Below are 18,742 nucleotides of genomic sequence, written 5' to 3'. Positions count from 1 at the left end.
CTTTCCTGTCACATCATTAATGTTCCGGAGGAAATTGATGAAATACGATCTGGTTATTAAAAACGGAACAATTGTCACAGCGATGACATCCTATAAAGCCGATATAGCAATAAAAGAGGGGAAAATAAGCGCCATAGGCCAGGGACTCGAAGGGAAAGAGGAAATTGACGCCACAGACCGTCTTGTAACACCGGGAGCCATTGATACACACGTCCACCTGGAAATGCCTATCGGAAAATTCGTCTCCTCAGATGATTTTTACCATGGGACGAAAGCCGCAGCTTTCGGAGGAACGACTTCCATCATCGACTTCGTAGAATCCAAAAAAGACCAGACTTTTGTCGAAGCCCTGAAAGAGCGGAAAAGCAAAGCCGCGGACAAAGCCCTTATAGATTACCGATTCCATATGACTATCGGCCCTGATGACATGAAAAAGCTGGATCAGGTACAATCTGCATACGATGCGGGCTGCCGAAGCTTTAAAATTTATATGGCCTACGGTTTGAAACTGACGGACGGCGAGATCCTCAAAGCCTTTGAAGCCATTGGCGAAGCGGGAGCGCTTCCCGTGGTTCACGCGGAAAACTGGGATGTTATAACCACCCTTATAGACAGGAATATCAGCGAGGGCAACAGCGGACCGGAATGGCATACGAAAAGCCGACCGGCCCTGATGGAAGCGGAAGCCGTAGGAAGAGTGATAGATCTGGCGGCCTATGCCGGCGTACCGGTTCACATTTTCCACATATCCTGCCCCGAAGCGGCGGAAAGAGTCAGACAGGCCCGTCTCCAGGGGCATTACGTCTCCGGGGAAACCTGTCCCCAGTATCTGTGCCTGACCGATGAAGTTTTCGAAGCGGAAGGGGTCGAAGGCGCTCTGCCCATCTGTTCTCCGCCTATCAGGGGAATCATCGATCAGCTGGAGCTGTGGGAACATATGAGCAGCGATACCTTCCACACGATTTCAAGCGACCACTGCCCCTTCACGAAAGAGGAAAAAGCGACCGGCCTGGGGGCATTCAATACGGTTCCCGGAGGAGTTCCGTCCATAGAGATGCGCTTCCCCGCCATATACACAAGAGGAGTCCGCGAAGGATTTATTACAGAGAACCAGTGGGTCGACCTCTGCTGCACAATGCCGGCCAGACTTTTCGGTCTTGAGAATAAAGGGGAGATTCAAGTCGGAAAAGATGCGGATATCGTTATCTTCAATCCCGAAAAGGAGATGACGCTCAGCGAAGAGACTCTCCACGAAACAGCCGGCTGGACCCCTTACCGAAACATGAAAATGAAAGGATGGCCGGAAACGACAATCAGCCGCGGCGAGGTAATCATCCGGGACGGGGAATGCACAGCGGCTAAAGGGCGGGGGAAATACCTGGCATAACACTACCGGAAAAGTGTTAGAACTTTTTCCGGCAGTTTTGTAATATAACAATAGAAAAAAGAATTAAAGAAAAGGAAGACCATGGCACAGAAATCGACAATTATCTACACGAAAACAGATGAAGCTCCGGCTCTGGCGACAAGCTCGCTTCTGCCGATCGTACAGGCTTTTGTTAAAAACGCCGGAATCAATATGGAAACAAGGGACATATCCCTTGCGGGACGAATCATTGCCCAGTTTCCCGAAAGACTGAAAGATGATCAGAAGATTTCCGATGCCCTGACGGAACTGGGCGAGATGGTAAAAGAACCGGACGCCAACATTATCAAGCTGCCCAACATCAGCGCGTCGGTTCCCCAGATAAAAGCAACGGTGGCGGAACTCCAGGCGAAAGGTTATGACCTGCCCGATTACCCCGAAGATCCGAAAACCGAAGAAGAAAAATCGGTTAAAGCCAAGTTCGATGTCGCCAAAGGGAGCGCCGTCAACCCTGTTCTCAGAGAAGGGAATTCAGACCGGCGCGCCCCGAAAGCCGTTAAAAACTACGCCAGAAAAAATCCCCACTCCATGGGAGAATGGAAAAGCGATTCGAAAACCCATGTCGCATCCATGAGCAGCGGCGACTTCTACGGCAGTGAAAAATCTGTAGAAATAGAAGAAGCGACCAATTACAGGATCGTATTCAAGGATAAGGCGGGGAACTCGACTCTCCTGAAAAACAAAGCCCCTCTGCTCGCCGGAGAGATAATCGACGGAGCAGTTATGAGCCGCAAAGCCCTGAGAGCGTTTTTCGCGGAACAGATTGAAGACGCCAAAAAGAAAGACGTCCTTTTTTCCGTACATCTGAAGGCGACCATGATGAAGGTCTCCGATCCCATAATCTTCGGACATGTCGTAACAGTATTTTTCAAAGAAGTTTTTGAAAAGCATGCTGCGGATCTGAAGGAACTGGGAGTGGATCCCAAACACGGGCTGGGAGATCTGTACTCAAAGATCCAGTCGCTTCCCGAAGAGAAAAGAAAAGAAATAGAAGCTGATATTCAGGCCGTTTATGCCGAGAGCCCCGAACTGGCCATGGTTAACTCCGACAAAGGAATAACAAACCTCCACGTTCCCAGCGATATCATTATCGATGCGTCAATGCCGGCGGCGATCAGATCTTCCGGCATGATGTGGGGCCCTGATGGAAAGCTGAAAGATATGAAAGCCATCATTCCCGACCGCTGCTATTCCGGAATCTATGAAGAGACAATTGAAAACTGCCGGAAATACGGAGCCCTGGATCCCTCTGCAATGGGGAGCGTATCCAACGTGGGACTTATGGCACAGAAAGCCGAAGAATACGGTTCCCACGACAAGACATTTGAAATGGCAGGAGACGGTACTGTTTTGGTTCTCGATGACTCCGATAAGGTTCTTATCGAACAGCCCGTTGAAGAAGGTGATATCTTCCGTATGTGCCAGGTGAAAGATGCCCCGGTTCAGGACTGGATCAAGCTGGCTGTGAAAAGGGCCAGGGAGACAGGAAATCCAGCGGTATTCTGGCTCGATAAAAACAGAGCCCATGATGCCCGGCTCATCAGCAAAGTGGAAAAGTACCTGCCCGGTCAGGACACGAAGGGTCTGGAGATCCTTATAAAAACACCTGTTGAGGCAACCCGGTTCTCTCTGGACCGTATCCGGGAAGGAAAGGATACCATATCGGTAACAGGCAATGTTCTCAGGGACTACCTGACAGATCTTTTCCCCATTCTGGAAGTGGGAACCAGCGCCAAGATGCTATCCATCGTTCCGCTGATGAACGGAGGGGGGCTTTTTGAAACAGGAGCCGGAGGTTCAGCGCCGAAGCACGTTCAGCAGTTCCAGGAGGAAGGACACCTTCGATGGGATTCCCTGGGCGAGTTCCTCGCCCTGGCCGTTTCAATCGAACATCTGGGAAAAAGCTATGGAAACGACAAGGCTCTCATTCTGGCGGAAACACTCGACAAGGCGACGGAACTTGTTCTGGAGAACGGGAAGTCACCTTCCCGAAAAGTGAATGAAATTGATAACCGCGGATCCCATTTCTACCTGGCTCTCTACTGGGCTCAGGCTCTGGCGGAACAGGATAAAGATGCTGATCTGAAGAGGATTTTTCAACCTGTCGCCGCAGAAATGGCAGCAAAGGAAAATGTAATTGCTGAAGAACTTCTGTCAGCACAGGGCAGACCGGTCGATATCGGCGGGTACTATGCTCCTGATGAAGATTTGAAATCACTGGCGATGCGCCCCAGCGCTACGCTGAATGCGATTATTGACGCCATTTGATTTTTACTGAATATTACAGAGGAGACCGGGTTAAATCAATCCGGTCTTTTTTTGTGTCTGCTTTTAAAACTTCGCCCACAACAGAAGCAAACGAATCGACATGAAAAGGTTTATTGATAAATGCCGAGGCGCCTTCATCGAGAAGCTGCTGGATATCGCCGGAGAGTGAATATCCGGAAGACAGGATAACGGGGATGGAACTGTCAATTTCCATAATGTTCCTGAATACCTCTTTCCCGCTCATAACCGGCATAATCATATCGAGAATGACAAGATCAACATTCCCGTTTTTTTTCAGATATTCCAGAGCTTCCGTACCGGATCCAAAAGAGATAACGCCGTATCCCAGCTCCTGAAGGATCTCCTGAGCCACGGCTCTGATCATGTCCTCATCATCGATTAGCATGATAGACGCATTGCCCCGGACTGCTTCGGGATCGGATTTTACAGAGGGATATTGGACTTTCTCTCCGCAGGGAAAAAAGAGACGGAACTGAGACCCTTCTCCCGGTTCGCTTTCCACTTCAATCACAGCTTTGTGGTTAGTTACTGTTCCATAGACGCTGGCCAGTCCCATTCCCGTCCCCTTCCCGACTTCTTTTGTTGTAAAAAATGGTTCGAAAATATGATTTAATGTCTGATTATCCATCCCGACTCCCGTATCGGAAACAATGATTTCGACAAAGTCTCCGGGGTCTACACGATAGGATAATTTACGGCAGAAATCCTCATACAGAATGATATTCCTGGTCGAAAACTTCAGGATTCCTCCTGAAGGCATGGCATCCCTGGCATTGATTGCCAGGTTCATGATTGCGTTCTGGATCTGCGAAGGATCTCCTGTGATAAAAGGATGTTTCGCCTTCAAATCCAGTTTAATGGTGATTTTCCGGTCGACACTGTGAATCAGAATGTCGACGGCTTCACCAATGGTTTTATTGATATTGATGTTCTTCCGTTCATAAAGGCCTTTATGTGAAAAAGCCAGCAGTTTCCTGGTCAGATCATCGGAACGGTGAGCACTGGCGAGGATATTTCTGGCAAATTTCAGAAGCTTTGGATCCTGAATACGGGAAACAAGCATTTCGCTGTATCCCATAATAACAGCAATCTGATTATTGAAATCATGGGCGATCCCTCCGGCCAACTGTCCTATGGCGTCCATTTTTTCCATCTGGAGGATCTGCTCCTCCAGTTTTCTCTGTTCCGTAACATCACGGTTGAATCCCAGGAAAGAGCCGTCGTCCAGCTTAATAGCCTCGATAACCCAATGCCTTACTGTACCGTCCTTTTTGATAAACCGGCACATATTTGTTGTACGCCCCTCGGTTTTTACCCGTTCAAAAGATTCCCGGGTCAACTCCCGGTCTTCAGGATATGTCAGGGATGCCAGAGGCATGCCCAGAAGCTCCTCTTTCGTATAGCCCGTAATCCGGCATGCGGCTCCATTTATATCGATGAAAAAGCCATCTTTATCGGCGAGAAAGATTCCATCGGGAGCTGATTCAATATAGCGGCGGAAAAGGGCTTCTCTTTTTGCCAGAGCTTCTTCTGACTGCTTCTTTTCAATAATCCGCGACAAACGGGCGGTTATGTAATTGAGCATCCTCAATTCCCTGACAACATTCAGATTATCAAAGTCATTATCCGGACGGCTGTAACAAACACCGATCGAGCCTGTCACCTTGCCGTAAACAGTAATATCGCTCTTCTGACAGAATGCCGGAGATCCCGGAGAACGGGTCTCGGTTTTTCCCGAAATGACCCTGTCGCCATAGGCGATTCTGATAGAGTCAAGATGAGAATACTTCCATGAACCGAGCATGACTTCAAGAGCCCTCTCCAGCAATTCTTCAAGGGGCAGATCCGCCTCTTCTGAAAGAGAGGCGATTCCGTAAAGGCAGTCCAGTTCACGGATTCTTTGGAATAGGGCTTCCTCGGCATTTTCCTCCCGGGTCCTGACAGAAGATAACAATCGGAGCAATCCGTCCCACACCAGAACTTCACTCTTTTCATTTCTCAAAGACAGGATCAGCTCACCGAGGAGCAGTTCGGAACCGTTGAAAATTCTGAAACGGGTTTCAAATGACTTTTTTTCACTAATGGCTTTCCCGAAGTCGTCACTAACCCTTTTCCGGTCTTTCTCTATAAGATATCCGAAAAAAGACGAAGGGTCGGCCATTAGTGATTGAATGTTTTGTCCGGGGAAAAGAGAGGAAACATCACCGCAGAAGGGCAGAGTGTAACCTGTTTCATCTTCAAACTTGAGCGTAAAGAATAGATTCTGTTCCCTTTTTCCCGTCGTATTCATCTTCTTTCCTTAAAACCCCGGGAGTTTTAAGGCTCCTCCGGCCTGCTGAAGCAAATTTCCGCCCTGCTGCCCTGTTCCGCTTTTCAGCTCATCCAGTTTTGTATCGAGAATGTCTTCCAGGCTGTCAAGAGAAGAAATCTGATCGGCAGATTCGAGACCGAGCTTATCCAACCCATCAGATAAAAGACTGTTCTCTTCCAAAGCAGGAGTAAGCCTGTCCATCAGAGATGCTTCAAGTCGGTCTATGGCTTCTTTCCGGAGACTGTCCAAAGCCGCACCTAAGGCATTATTCAGAATACTATCTAAATCCGAGTCTATCTGAAGGGTTTCAATCCCCTTAGGGCTGATCTCCATTTGCCCCGACAGTTCAATGCTGTCCAGGCTGTCAAAGATCGACCGGACCGTTTCACCGATAAAACCATCCTGATCCTGCTGTTCTATGATCAGATCCGTCAGTACGACAGAAAAATCCGATTCCAGTCCGGACATACCATCGAGAGAAGAAATGTTTCCGGAAATCTCCCCATCGGAACGGAAACCATCTATTGATAGAGCCGGAATACCATCAGGCAGGTCGGCGGAGATTCCTCTACCGTTAAAATCAAGAGAAAATCTCTCAGCTTCTTTTTCCCTTAAATCCAGAATACCTTCTCCACTGAGTGTAGTCACACCTGAAACGGTAGAAAGATCGAGACGAACAGGATCGATAACCTTCTCCGGTTCATTGCTCAGGGATCGGATTTCAGCTTCAAACTCAGCATTGTCACCGGAACTTCCGGAAAAGAGCACTTTATCCACATAAAACTGCGGTTTATCAGGCGACGGGAACATAACGGTTCTGCCGGGAGCCCGGACAAGAGCCTTTTTTTCTTTCCCTATATCGGCCTTCTCACGCGAATCAAATCGTTTGTAGATGTTCCAGACTTTCAAACCCGCTTCGTAGTAGCCGTTCCATCTCTCCCGGATGAAAGATTCCGCCAGATCTGAAGCCAGAGTCTGAAATCCCCCACTGCTGAAATCGAGTCTTTCTTCCAGAGAATCCAGATCGGCTTTTATAAGATCTGACACAGATTCACCAGCTGAGACAAGAGCCGACCTGTCCTCTTTAAAATCATCAGCCAGATTCTCCACGCTGGAAGTCAGTGTTTCGATTCTTGTTTTAAGGGTTCCGATGCGTTCCATGTTTCCCTGTATTTCCTGAAGATTGGACAGGGAATTGAGATTCAGAGAACTGAGGCTTTCAACCTCTTTTTTAATAGCCTTAATTTCCGATTCCTTCTCTTCAAACCGCTTTGACCATTTATCTGTCAATCCCCTCATCTGTTCACTGCGTTCTTCAATCATCCTGTAGGACCCCAGAGAGTCAAGGCTGATACTGTCAACCAGAGCTTCGGGAGACAGTGACGGCAGACTGATTCCCTCTGTTCCGGTTTGCTCTTCCTCTTCCCCGGCCTCCATCTTTTCCTCCTGACCGCTTTCAGCCGGGAGAGCACCGGAACTCTGCCGTTTCGTATTCCAACGGACGTCGCTCAAGGAGATTTCATCAATTCTGAAGCGCTTGAATGCCAGTTCGGACATGGCCAGCTTCATATAACCCGGACCGGTTTCCAGAAGATTAAAATCCGGAGAATCCTTATCGGCAATGGCCAGCGATTGAAAAGAGAACTCTCCTCCTATTATGGAAAGATGAAGCTTCCCCACATCTGCCTGAGCCTGAAAAAACGTCTCGAGAGCCCGTTCAGCCCCCCTTTCAAGAAGTTTGTCTTTAAAAATAAAGTTAAAGAGAATCAGAGCTGCAAGAGGAATAAGGAAAATCAGAACTTTCCAGGTTGTAAGAACCCCGCGGTTCTTTTTTACCGCTTTGGCGAGAAGGGCAAGTTTCTTTTTCTGATCAGCGCTCAGATCGTCTCTCAGACTTAAGAGCCCCTCCCCGTCATCTGTGTAAAGCGCTTTTACCAGGTCTCTGTCTGCAGGGATATGCAACCGCTTCAGGACCTTTTTATCGAGAGACTTCTCATTGTATGACTTGCGGAACAGTCTCGGAAGGTTCTGTTTTTTCATAACCCCGCCTCCAGTCTGACCGCCGAGGCGAGTTTGGAGAAAAACGGCACTTTCTTCAATGCTTTAACAGCTTTGCTCTCTGCGATTTTCGGGGCGATCTTCCTCCGGTAGAGTTTTACCATAAACAGGAAAAGATAGAACAGAGGAACCCAGAGAATCAGTCCGGAGAGAAATCCTCCGGCGACAATGGTATTATTGAAGGAAGAGTAAGACATGAACGGCAGATTATACAGAAAGGTATAAAAAACCTGAAGACCGGGCTGTGTCAGAATCAATTCTCCAAGTTTATCCAGAAGGGGATCGGCGATCGGAACAATCAACCTGAATCCCGCCATGGAGAGCAGAAAAGCTGCCGTATTGTGCTTCAGAAAGAAAGCCACGGCAAAAAGGACAAACCAGAGTAGATTTCCTCCCGGAACAAGAGAGAGCCATAGACCGAATGATAAGCCGGATGCCAACTCCCCGGGACGCGAATTGCTGTTTAACGCAACAAGAATTTTTGCTATAAATCCTATCATGTATTACTGTTTTCCTGTTTTCTTCTGTAGAGCCATATCTATTTCTTTTTTGAAAAGAGACTGTTCAAAGGGCTTTCTTATAATACAGGATACTCCCTTTTCCTTAAGTTTGCTCAAATCCGGATCGCGGCTGAATCCCGTTATCATAATGATGGGACAGTCTTCCCGAATCTCCCTGATTTTATAAAATGCTTCGACTCCATTTAACTCAGGCATAATGACATCGAGTATGACCAGATCGATCTCCTGCTTCCTTTCCCTGAAAATGTCTAAGGCTTCCCTGCCGTTGGATGCGGTAATAACAGTATATCCCGATTCTTCAAGAATCCCCCGGCCGGTCTCCCTGATGAACTCTTCATCATCAACGAGGAGAATGGTTCCGCTTCTCAAACCGGTTGATTCAGCAGGAACCGGAGTTTCATCGGGCTTTTCATCGATACAGGGGAAGAGAAGGATAAATGATGTCCCCTCGCCGACTTCACTGGTTACCTGAATCATTCCCTTATGATCATGAACAGATTTGTATACTGTCGCCAACCCCAATCCGGAGCCCTTCCCTTTTTCCTTGGTAGAGAAAAAAGGTTCAAAAATATGCTTCAGGGTTTCCTCATCCATTCCCGATCCCGTATCGAGAATTTCTATCCTGACATAATCACCTGGATGGCACTCAAAGGGGTAATCGGTACAATCCTTTTCATCGAATGTCATGTTTTCCGTATTAATATGGATTGACCCGGATCCTTCAATGGCATGAGAGGCGTTGATTCCCAGATTGAGGATAATGCTCTGTATTTCCGTGCCGTCGGCGAGAATCACACTTTTTGCCGCATTGAGATTCATCTGTATGGCAATCCTCATATCTATGGTACGGCTAAGTATGACTTCGGTTTCTTCAAGTATATGATGAACATTCTGGGGTTTGAGAAAAAGAGCCCTTTTACCTCCGAATGCCGACAGCTTTGCCGTCAGATCGGCTGCACGCGATGCGGCTTTGAGAATAAGATCGGCCATTTTCAGCCCCTTTTCATCAATCTCCCGCCTGGGAGATTTAAGAACATTGGCAGCATTCATTATTCCGGCCAGAACATTGTTGAAATCATGAGCCACCCCTCCGGCCAGCTTGCCGATTGCTTCCATCCTGTTGTTGCGGTTCAAATCCTCTTCCGCTTTCTTGCGCCTCGTTTCATCGCTAAGCCGGCCGATAAGAACGTATGTCCCCTCTTCTTCCCCTTTAATCAGGGTATTCTTCTGGCTTATCCACCGCTCCTCTCCCGATTTGGAGATAATGGGATACTCAAATGTCTCATCGATGTGGCCGGAATTGATATCATCGAAAACCCCCTCCAGCCAATCCCTCCAATCAGGGTGTATCGTTTTTCGAACATGATAAGGCTCTTCCATGATTTCCTGAGCGGTGTAACCGAGAACATCAATAGCCGCGGGGCTGATGTACTCAAAATTTCCACCGGGGAAGGACATCTTGAATATCATGTCCCGGGAATTTTCAGCCAGCAGTCTGAACCGGTTCTCGCTTTCTCTGAGGCGGCTGAGCGCTTCTGCTTTATCTCTCTGCATACCATTGGCCTGTCCGGCCAGTTCAGCCAGTTCCCGGAAATAAAAACTGTCCAGATTGAGCTGGAGATCATCGGTGAGAGAAGATTCGAAAAAGGAGCTGAACAGGTTGAATTCTTTCTTTAGCCTTTTATCCGCCAGGAACAAGAAAAGAAAAAACAAACTGATTATGGACAATGTTATAATGATGGTATCGACTATATCGCCTCTCAGTTCGATATAAGAGATTTCCCGCAGCTGAGCGATTTCCTTATCCACATCATCAAGATAGACTCCCGCACCGATGAGCCAATCGAACTCGGGGATTCCGATAATAAAGGATGCCTTGGGAGATTCGACAGTCGAATCGCTTAATTTTCTGATGGTATAGTAAATGTAATCGCCTTCAGGCTTGAGGGCTGCTTCGTACTCCATTCGGAAGAGATCTCTCGACCGTTCCGGATTAGATGAGAAAACCTCCCACAGCTTCCGGTCTCCGGTCATCAGTTCTCCGTTCGATACCAGTGCGTCGCCTTCCATGGAGTTGACGAAGATGTATCCTTCCTTGCCGAAGCGGATATTACTGATTTTAATTAATAGCTTATTTTTGAGAGCGGCTTCCTCATCGGACAGATATAGGCCTGTGCCGATAATCCAGTCATAAGGTTCGAAGCGCTTGATATAGGATATTTTTTTGTGATCGCTTCCCTCATCCCCCGGTTTGGTCCAGCTGTAGCTGTAAAATCCTTCACCTTGATCCCGGCTGATTGCAATCATGTCCCTTATGAGATATTTCCCGTCAGCTGTTTTCATATCTATCAGGTTCTGACCTTCAAGCTCCGGCTTGTCGGGAAAAAGGATTTCATTGCCGCTGAAACTGGAAATGAATACGTAGCCCAGTCCCCCGGAATACCTTACGGGTCTGAGCGCCTGTCGTATTCGCTCCTGAATTTCGCTATTGGAGATTTTTCCCCGATTTGTATTATAGATATGCTCCGCTACGGAATAGGCCTCGTAGGTCCGCATGCGGACAGTTTCCCCCACCTGCTCTTCCAGAGAATCTAAATTGCTGTAAATGAAATCGGAGACCCACATGACCTCTCTTTTGATCTGTTCTTTCTGAGATTCAGTATATTTTGTCTGGAGGAGGAGAGCCTCTTTCTTATAGCGGTTATTGAAGGTGTTAAATTGAATAACTAAAAAAATAGCCGCGAGCAGAAGTAACGCCGAGACAAAGAGGAGAAGAATTCCGTTTATTAGACTGTAAGTCCTTTTAGCCATACCTTATTTTCATTATAAGCCAGGTTATTTTTCCCTGCAAAGAAACTCGTGTTGGATTGTTGTTTTAAATTACAGATTGCAATCCCTAAACCTCAATCCCTCTCTGAAACTGCAAATCATACAGCGTCTTGTAAATCCCGCCCTTCTCCATCAGCTCATCATGGCTTCCCATCTCCGCTACCGCGCCGTCATTCAGCACAAGGATTCGATCGGCATTGCGGATTGTCGACAGCCTGTGGGCGATAACCAGAGACGTTCTGTCCTTCAGCAGATTCTTCAGGGCCCGCTGGATCTGTTCTTCCGTTTCCGTGTCGATATGGGCTGTCGCTTCATCGAGAATGAGTATCTTCGGATCATGAGCCAGGGCTCTGGCAAAAGAAAGCAGCTGCCTCTGCCCGACCGAAAGATTTGTCCCCCGCTCGGTCAGCTCCGATTCATCGATAAATCCGCTCACCTCCGCCGCCTGAACGGCTTCATTGAAACTCTCTTCAGCGATATCGCTTCCCAGCGTGATATTCTGGCGCATATCTCCCGAGAAGATAAATACATCCTGCTGGACGGGCTGGACAATCTGTCGCAGCTCATGTAACGGAAAATGCCTTATGTCCTTTCCGTCGATAAGGATTGATCCGCTGTCGATATCCCAGAACCGTGCCAGCAGACTGGCGATTGTCGTTTTCCCGGCTCCGGTATAACCGACGATGGCAACGGTTTCTCCCGGCTCTACGGTAAAATTGAGTCCCTTCAGGACCGGATCATCGGCTTTGTAGGCAAAATGAACATCGCGGAACTCTATCCTTCCTGTAAAATCCCCGCCTTCATCGGAACCGGAATCGTCAATCTTCCTGTCCACATCAAAGAAATTGAATACCCTTTCTCCTCCGGCCATGGCGGACTGCATAATGGAGAATTTTTCCGCGATGTCCTTCAAGGGGTCGAAGAATTTGGTAATCAGATTGATATAGGCGATGAGAACTCCCAGGGTGATGATTCCCGATTGATAAAACCCTGCCCCCACATAGACTATGACAGCTATGGAAACCGATGCCAGCAGATCAATTAAGGGGCGGAAAAAGGCGTACACGTACATCTGGTGCAAATTGGCTTTGAGCAGTTTGCCGTTCTGTTCCTCAAACCGCTTACGACTGAGAATCTCCCGGCCGAACATCTGCACCACATCCATCCCCGATATATGCTCGGAAAGGAAGGCATTGACTCCTGAGACATGCATGCGGACCCGACGGAAAACCTCCCTCGATTTCTTCCTGAGCACTTCAATCAGAATTACCGCCGGCGGCAAAGTGATCAGCGTTACCAGCGCCAGTTTTACATCGAGATAAAACAGCGCGACGACCACACCGCCCATGAGGAGAAAATCCTTCAGAAGCGCTGTAAAAACAGTGGTGAACAGCTCATCTATCGTAGCCACGTCATTTGTAATCCCCGAAACGAGCTTGCCGACAGGAGTTTCCGATAAGTAGGAAAGAGACTGGGACATCAGATGTCGGAACAAGCCGACCCGCAGCCCCTTCATAATATTCTGGCTGGTCAATGCCATAAGAACGATCTGAATAAACGTGAAAATTATCCCTGTGGAGAGTAAAACAATAATAAACAGGCTGTTGCGGATTATGATGGAGATATCATCAGAGCGGAAAGCTTTCCGTTCTTCCGGATTGAGAGTTTTGAAATTATTATCACTGACAGCGGCGTAAGCTTCATCACGGATAAACATCTGACTGTGGGAGTTAACAACCGAAACGACCTTTTCATTATCCAGAGACGCGACATGCCATCTTTCTTTTCCGATCGAAACGCGCTCTCCCTCATTCAGATCGGAGACCTCGACAAAAAGCTCATTGCCGACAACAATACCGTCATTTTCCGTCCACTTTCCCTCTTCGGGCTTACCGGCATGGACATAATGGGGCAGAACATTATTGTCTATTGTCTTCTGAATGACGATCGGCTTAATCAGATCTGCCGCCGTTGCAGCAGCCAGGGCCAGAATACCTATTATAATCCACTTCAAATGAGGCCTGGCGAAAGAAAAGAGCTTCTTCAGAATAACCGGATCATACTCGCGGACGATTCTCTCTTTTTCCATCAGTTTTCCTCCGAAGCTTCAAAATTCTGCAGACGGGCAATGTCCGAGTAAATGCCGTCATTGCCGAGCAATTCGCCCGGGGTTCCCGACTCGACGATTTTTCCCTTATCCAGAACGATCACTTTGTCCGCATACTGGAGAGTGGAAATTCTATGGGAAACAACAATACTTGTTTTCCCCGCCCTCTCCTGGAGCAGATGTTTGAGAATTTTTGATTCAGTCTCCGTATCGACCGCCGAAAGGGCATCATCGAACACAAGAACAGGAGGATCGAGAATCAGGGCCCGGCTGATCGCCACTCTCTGTTTCTGGCCTCCCGATAAGGTAACCCCTCTCTCCCCGACTTCGGTTTCCCATTTGCGGGGGAAAGCTTCTACGTCTCGGTCTATGGTAGACAGCTGAGCGGCAGCCAGTACGGCTTCATGATCAGCCTCCGGTATTCCGAAACTGATGTTTTCTTCAATGGTTGTTGAGAACAGGAAGTTTTCCTGCGGGACCAGACCGAAATACCTGCGAAGGGCATTTATCTCGTACATTCTCACATCCACTCCATCGAGGAGTATGCTCCACTCCGGCGGGTCGTATTGTCTGGTAAGAAGGTTGAGCAATGTCGATTTTCCCGAACCGGTCCGCCCCAGAATGCCGAGGATCTCCCCTTCCTTCAGATTGAAACTGATATCTTCGAGAACAGGCTCATCCTCCCCTTCATGAGTATACGTCAGATTGTTGACCGAGATTTCAGAACTCCGGATCCTTTCGATAGGTTCCTCGACATTGCGGATCAGAGGTTCAAAATCGAGGATTTCATTGATTCTCTTGAGGGAGGCTCCGCCTCTCTGAATCATGTTAACGGTAAATCCCGCACCGAGTAGCGGCCAGACCAGCATACCCAGATAACTGAGGAAAGCGGTAAAATCTCCCGGAGAAAAAGAGCCGGAAATGACAGCCTGCCCCCCGAAAATCAGTAGCAGCACAGTCGATATCCCGGAAAGGAAAGCGATGATAGGAAAGTAGAGGCCCCAGATTTTAACAAGGGACATATTGGCATCCCTGTAGTCATCGTTCTTTTCTTCGAACTCCCGGGCAAAGAAATCTTCCCGGTTAAAGGCTTTGATGACCCGGACTCCTGTCAGAGCTTCCTGAACATGACCTGAAAGAGCCGAAAACCTGTTCTGGACTTTGCGGAACAATGGCCCGATCATCCTTCCGAAAAACAGAATGATTAGGGTGATGATCGGAAGCGGCAATATGGTTAAACCGGCCAGTGATACATTCTGTCTGAACAGTATTATAAGAATGGCCATGGACATGAAAAGACCGTCGGCAAAGGCGATGAGAGCCATGCCGGTAGCCATGCGGATATGATTGAGATCGTTGGTCGCTCTGGCCATGATATCGCCTGTTTTGTGCTTGTTGAAAAAATTATGACCCAGCAGGAGCAGATGATCGAAAAGCCTCCGACGCAATGCGGCCTCAATCCGCCGTGAGGCTCCGTGAATAAAGAACCTCCAGAAGAACCGCCCGAGAGCCACAAGAACAGCCAGCCCGATAATCAGAAGCGTATTCCGGAGTATAAGTCCATCAGACGAGCCGCCGTTATATATAACATCAACAGATTGACGGAGCACCTGGGGAATCAGGAGCTGTCCGGCATTTGTGAGAAATAAAAAGGCCAGTCCGAGTACATAATTGTACCAGTATTTTTTTACATAAGGAGTAACAGTTTTGTATTCATTTAGCACGGAAGAGATACCTCCCCATTAAATTAAGCCCAACTTTTCAGGCGGTCAACCTATTCTATATTTTTATTATGTATTATATTTAAGACAATATTGTTTATTATTTTGAAGAGGTAATATTTTATGAGTGTATTAGACAGGATTAAACCTGGCGTAGTCTATGGAAAAGACCTGCAGACTTTATTCGAAATCTGCAAAGAAGAAGGATTTGCCATGCCTGCTGTTAACTGTGTAGGATCTGACTCAGTTAACGCTGTAATGGAAGCAGCGGCAAAAGTAAAATCACCTGTTATGATACAGTTTTCCAACGGCGGCGGAACATTTTATGCCGGTAAAGGCCTGAAGCTTGAAGGTCAGGAAGCGGCAATCGCCGGATCCATTTCCGGAGCAAAACACGTTCACCTTATGGCTGAAAAATACGGTATTCCCGTTGTTCTTCACACAGACCACTGTGCCAAAAAACTTCTCCCCTGGATCGACGGACTTCTCGATGCCGGAGAAGAGCACTACAAACAGACTGGAAAACCCCTTTTCTCTTCCCACATGCTCGACCTTTCCGAAGAGTCTATCGAAGAGAACCTTGAAATCAGCAAAAAATACCTCGAGAGAATGAGTAAAATTGAAATGACTCTCGAAATCGAACTCGGAATCACCGGTGGTGAAGAAGACGGTGTAGACAACACTGATGTCGCGCACGAAGATCTTTACTCCAAACCCGAAGAGATCGATTACGCTTATACTGAACTTTCCAAAATCAGCCCCAACTTCACAATTGCCGCTGCATTCGGAAATGTTCACGGTGTTTACAAACCCGGTAACGTAAAACTGACTCCCTCCATTCTGGATAAAGCTCAGAAATACATCATCGATAAACATAACCTTTCTGCAAAACATCCCGTAACTTTCGTTTTCCACGGAGGATCCGGTTCAACTCAGGAAGAGATCAGAGAAGCTATCAGCTACGGTGTTGTAAAAATGAACATCGATACAGATACTCAGTGGGCCACATGGGAAGGCGTTTTGAACTTCTACAAAGCTAACGAAGCTTATCTTCAGGGACAGCTCGGCAACCCCGAAGGTGACGACAAACCCAACAAAAAATTCTACGACCCCAGAGTATGGCTCCGCAAAGCTCAGGAATCCATGATCGCAAGACTTGAAAAAGCTTTCGACGACCTGAACTGCATCGGCAGAAACTAATTTCGTCTATGGATAGAAAAACCCGCCGTTTTCACATGGTGGGTTTTTTTATTGGTTGATCTATTCTTTATGAGAGAAACTGTTCGCGAAGCGCGACCTTATTTGTCTTTCCGACGCTTGTCTTGGAAATAGCATCGGCGAACCTGACTTTCAGAGTGATAGCTTCACGGGGAAGAACGCCGGAATCAACACTGGCCTTAACGGTCTGTTTGACTTCGCTCTCCGAAACCTCCGCTCCTTCAGCCGTAACGACAATTGCCATGGGAACTTCTCCCCACTGATCATCGGGAAAAGCGATAACAGCTACTTCAGAAACACCTTCATGCCGTGCTATGACATCTTCAATCTCCAGAGATCCAAGCCACTCGCCGCCGACTTTGATAACATCTTTTGTTCTGTCAACGATTCTGACGCTTCCCTGTTCGTTGATGCAGGCCACATCATTTGTATGAAGCCATCCGCCTTCCCAGAGTTTTTCAGAATGGACATTATCTTTAAGATACCCCTGAGTGAGATAAGGGCTGCGCACAATGATTTCTCCGGGTGTCTTATCATCTCTGGGAACATCCTTTCCCTCTTCATCGACAATTCTCAATTGTGTCAGACCTACGGGCTTACCGGTCCGGCTTCTCAGAGCAGCCTGCTCTTCCGGGGGTAATTCCGTTTCAGCGGAACTTAAATGGGAGATGGAAAGAACCGGAGCCGTTTCCGACATACCGTAACCGCCGAAAACATCGATTCCTCTCTCGAGCGCCATGAGAGTCATAGCTTTCGGCAAGGCCGCGCCTCCGATAATAACCGACCAGTTGGACAGATCGAACTGTGCGGCCGCTGGCGATTTCAGAATAAGGTGAAGAATCGTGGGAACGCAGTGGCTGAATGTAACCTTATGGGTTACTAGAAGCTTAAGAAGCATCGCCGGTTCATACTTTCCCGGATAGACCTGTTTTATCCCGAGGTAGGTTGCAATGTAGGGAATCCCCCATGCATGAACGTGGAACATGGGCGTCATGGGCATGTAAACAGACTCACGATGCATCCTTCCCTGAACGGAAGGAGACGAAAGAGAAACAGTGTTGACCAGAGTATGGAGCACCATCTGCCTGTGAGAGAAATACACACCTTTCGGCAGGCCTGTAGTCCCCGTCGTATAGAATGTAGTCGCCCTGGTATTCTCATCGAAATCGGGAAAATCATAATGGCTCGACGCCTCGGCAAGCATGACTTCGTACTCGCCTTCTATTTTAAGCGCGGAATCTGTAACGACTCCGTTCTCATCAATGATAATGAATTTCCTGCCTTCGGCTATGCGGCCTTTTATTGCTTCAAGAAGAGGAAGAAAATCGGCGTGACAGATTATAACATCATCCTCGGCATGCTCGATAGTATAGGCGAGCTGTTCCGGAGAAAGTCTCATATTAATCATATGAAGCACGGCTCCCATCATGGGAACGGCGTAATAACATTCCAGATATCGATGCGAGTCCCAGTCGAGCATGGCAACTGTACTGCCATGAGTTACGCCCACAGATTCGAGAGCATTCGCCAGCTTGTGGACTCTCTCTCTCCATAGACGGTAGGAAATGGCTGTTTCATCGCGATAGATAATCTGTTCTTCCGGACGGTCTTCCACCGGAGCTAAAAATAGTTGTTTAATGAGCAGAGGATACTCATATGCGGATTCAGTTTTACTAATTATGTTATTCATAGTTGTTTATTATATTATTAAATCGTTTTACAGGGAATCAAAAAAGGAGAATCGGATCGGATGCTGTCACTTAGTTAGCCTAAACTACTTCAAAAGAAAGATTTGGACAAAAAAAAGCCTGGCGCCGTTCCGTTCGCTCAAGCTCACTACCTATGCGCGTTCCTCGTTTTAGCGCTGCAAAGCAGCTTGTTCGACGCTGCAAGTTTCGCGTCTCATGGTACGCGCTATGCCCAAGGGTCGTCGCAACTTGAATAAAGCACAAACTACAAACCTTAAAGTATTATAAATAAAAAAGCCTGGCGACGACCTACTCTCCCACATAATTGCAGTACCATCGGCGCAATTGAGCTTAACTTCCGTGTTCGGGATGGGAACGGGTGTGACCTCAACGCTGTTATCACCAGACATAAATACTGTGTATCGCTTTTGACACGATGCACAATTGCTTTGTTTTCTTAATAAAAAGAAGGGACAAATAATAATATGGTCAAGCCTCACGGAAAATTAGTACTGGTCAGCTGATCATGCATTTCTGCACTTACACTGCCAGCCTATCAAACAGATATTCTTTC

The 18,742-nt window shown here is 47.6% G+C and carries 10 protein-coding genes and 2 rRNA genes; 3 read left to right on the top strand and 9 right to left on the bottom strand.

The annotated features are described in order from the left end of the window. Positions 1–37 precede the first annotated feature (37 nt). Both hydA and HNR50_RS04955 read left to right on the top strand, forming a co-directional pair. Positions 38–1,387: a dihydropyrimidinase gene (gene hydA / locus HNR50_RS04960; RefSeq protein ID WP_184744506.1), complete on the top strand. Its 1,350-nt coding sequence runs from the start codon at positions 38–40 to the stop codon at positions 1,385–1,387. An 81-nt stretch (positions 1,388–1,468) separates the two neighbouring features. Beyond that, complete coding sequence (locus tag HNR50_RS04955) at positions 1,469–3,694, top strand: NADP-dependent isocitrate dehydrogenase (RefSeq protein ID WP_184744504.1); 2,226 nt, start codon at positions 1,469–1,471, stop codon at positions 3,692–3,694. Between the two features lie 13 nt (positions 3,695–3,707). Here HNR50_RS04955 and HNR50_RS04950 read toward each other — a convergent pair whose 3' ends face one another. The 6 genes from HNR50_RS04950 to HNR50_RS04925 all read right to left on the bottom strand — a co-directional run bounded on the left by HNR50_RS04950 (position 3,708) and on the right by HNR50_RS04925 (position 15,265). Beyond that, entirely contained in the window at positions 3,708–6,005 is a 2,298-nt protein-coding gene (locus HNR50_RS04950; protein WP_184744502.1) for a hybrid sensor histidine kinase/response regulator, read from the bottom strand. A gap of 9 nt (positions 6,006–6,014) precedes the next feature. Next, positions 6,015–8,066, bottom strand: coding sequence for a TIGR03545 family protein (locus HNR50_RS04945; RefSeq protein WP_184744500.1), 2,052 nt, complete (start codon positions 8,064–8,066; stop codon positions 6,015–6,017). Next, the gene (locus HNR50_RS04940; RefSeq protein WP_184744498.1) at positions 8,063–8,584 is read right to left on the bottom strand and encodes a TIGR03546 family protein; all 522 of its coding nucleotides are present in this window, start codon (positions 8,582–8,584) and stop codon (positions 8,063–8,065) included. Before HNR50_RS04940 ends, HNR50_RS04945 begins: the two co-directional genes overlap by 4 nt. A 3-nt stretch (positions 8,585–8,587) precedes the next feature. Further along, positions 8,588–11,416, bottom strand: coding sequence for a cache domain-containing protein (locus HNR50_RS04935; protein WP_184744496.1), 2,829 nt, complete (start codon positions 11,414–11,416; stop codon positions 8,588–8,590). Positions 11,417–11,501: 85 nt separating this feature from the next. After that, complete coding sequence (locus HNR50_RS04930; protein ID WP_184744494.1) at positions 11,502–13,523, bottom strand: ABC transporter ATP-binding protein; 2,022 nt, start codon at positions 13,521–13,523, stop codon at positions 11,502–11,504. Beyond that, complete coding sequence (locus HNR50_RS04925; RefSeq protein ID WP_184744492.1) at positions 13,523–15,265, bottom strand: ABC transporter transmembrane domain-containing protein; 1,743 nt, start codon at positions 15,263–15,265, stop codon at positions 13,523–13,525. The genes HNR50_RS04930 and HNR50_RS04925 overlap by 1 nt, the downstream gene beginning before the upstream one ends. A gap of 120 nt (positions 15,266–15,385) precedes the next feature. Between HNR50_RS04925 and fbaA the strand changes: the two genes are divergently transcribed. Next, positions 15,386–16,462 carry a class II fructose-bisphosphate aldolase gene (gene fbaA, locus HNR50_RS04920; RefSeq protein WP_184744490.1) on the top strand — a complete coding sequence of 359 codons (1,077 nt, stop codon included), beginning with the start codon at positions 15,386–15,388 and terminating at the stop codon, positions 16,460–16,462. A gap of 67 nt (positions 16,463–16,529) precedes the next feature. On the opposite strand, the gene HNR50_RS04915 is transcribed toward fbaA, so the two are convergent. The 3 genes from HNR50_RS04915 to HNR50_RS04905 all read right to left on the bottom strand — a co-directional run. Beyond that, on the bottom strand, positions 16,530–18,170 hold the full coding sequence (locus HNR50_RS04915; RefSeq protein ID WP_184744488.1) for a fatty acid--CoA ligase: 1,641 nt from the start codon (positions 18,168–18,170) through the stop codon (positions 16,530–16,532). Between the two features lie 294 nt (positions 18,171–18,464). Beyond that, positions 18,465–18,575: ribosomal RNA gene (rrf, locus tag HNR50_RS04910) — 5S ribosomal RNA — on the bottom strand. Positions 18,576–18,653: 78 nt separating this feature from the next. After that, positions 18,654–18,742: ribosomal RNA gene (locus HNR50_RS04905) — 23S ribosomal RNA — on the bottom strand; the annotation flags it as partial.

Source organism: Spirochaeta isovalerica, from assembly GCF_014207565.1.
Lineage (GTDB): Bacteria > Spirochaetota > Spirochaetia > DSM-2461 > DSM-2461 > Spirochaeta_F > Spirochaeta_F isovalerica.
This window is presented reverse-complemented; position numbering and strand designations above follow the sequence as displayed.

Coding starts and splice junctions, on each gene's coding strand:
- hydA (WP_184744506.1), top strand. CDS start 38: ATGAAATACGATCTGGTTATTAAAAACGGAACAATTGTCACAGCGATG.
- HNR50_RS04955 (WP_184744504.1), top strand. CDS start 1,469: ATGGCACAGAAATCGACAATTATCTACACGAAAACAGATGAAGCTCCG.
- HNR50_RS04950 (WP_184744502.1), bottom strand. CDS start 6,005: ATGAATACGACGGGAAAAAGGGAACAGAATCTATTCTTTACGCTCAAG.
- HNR50_RS04945 (WP_184744500.1), bottom strand. CDS start 8,066: ATGAAAAAACAGAACCTTCCGAGACTGTTCCGCAAGTCATACAATGAG.
- HNR50_RS04940 (WP_184744498.1), bottom strand. CDS start 8,584: ATGATAGGATTTATAGCAAAAATTCTTGTTGCGTTAAACAGCAATTCG.
- HNR50_RS04935 (WP_184744496.1), bottom strand. CDS start 11,416: ATGGCTAAAAGGACTTACAGTCTAATAAACGGAATTCTTCTCCTCTTT.
- HNR50_RS04930 (WP_184744494.1), bottom strand. CDS start 13,523: ATGGAAAAAGAGAGAATCGTCCGCGAGTATGATCCGGTTATTCTGAAG.
- fbaA (WP_184744490.1), top strand. CDS start 15,386: ATGAGTGTATTAGACAGGATTAAACCTGGCGTAGTCTATGGAAAAGAC.
- HNR50_RS04915 (WP_184744488.1), bottom strand. CDS start 18,170: ATGAATAACATAATTAGTAAAACTGAATCCGCATATGAGTATCCTCTG.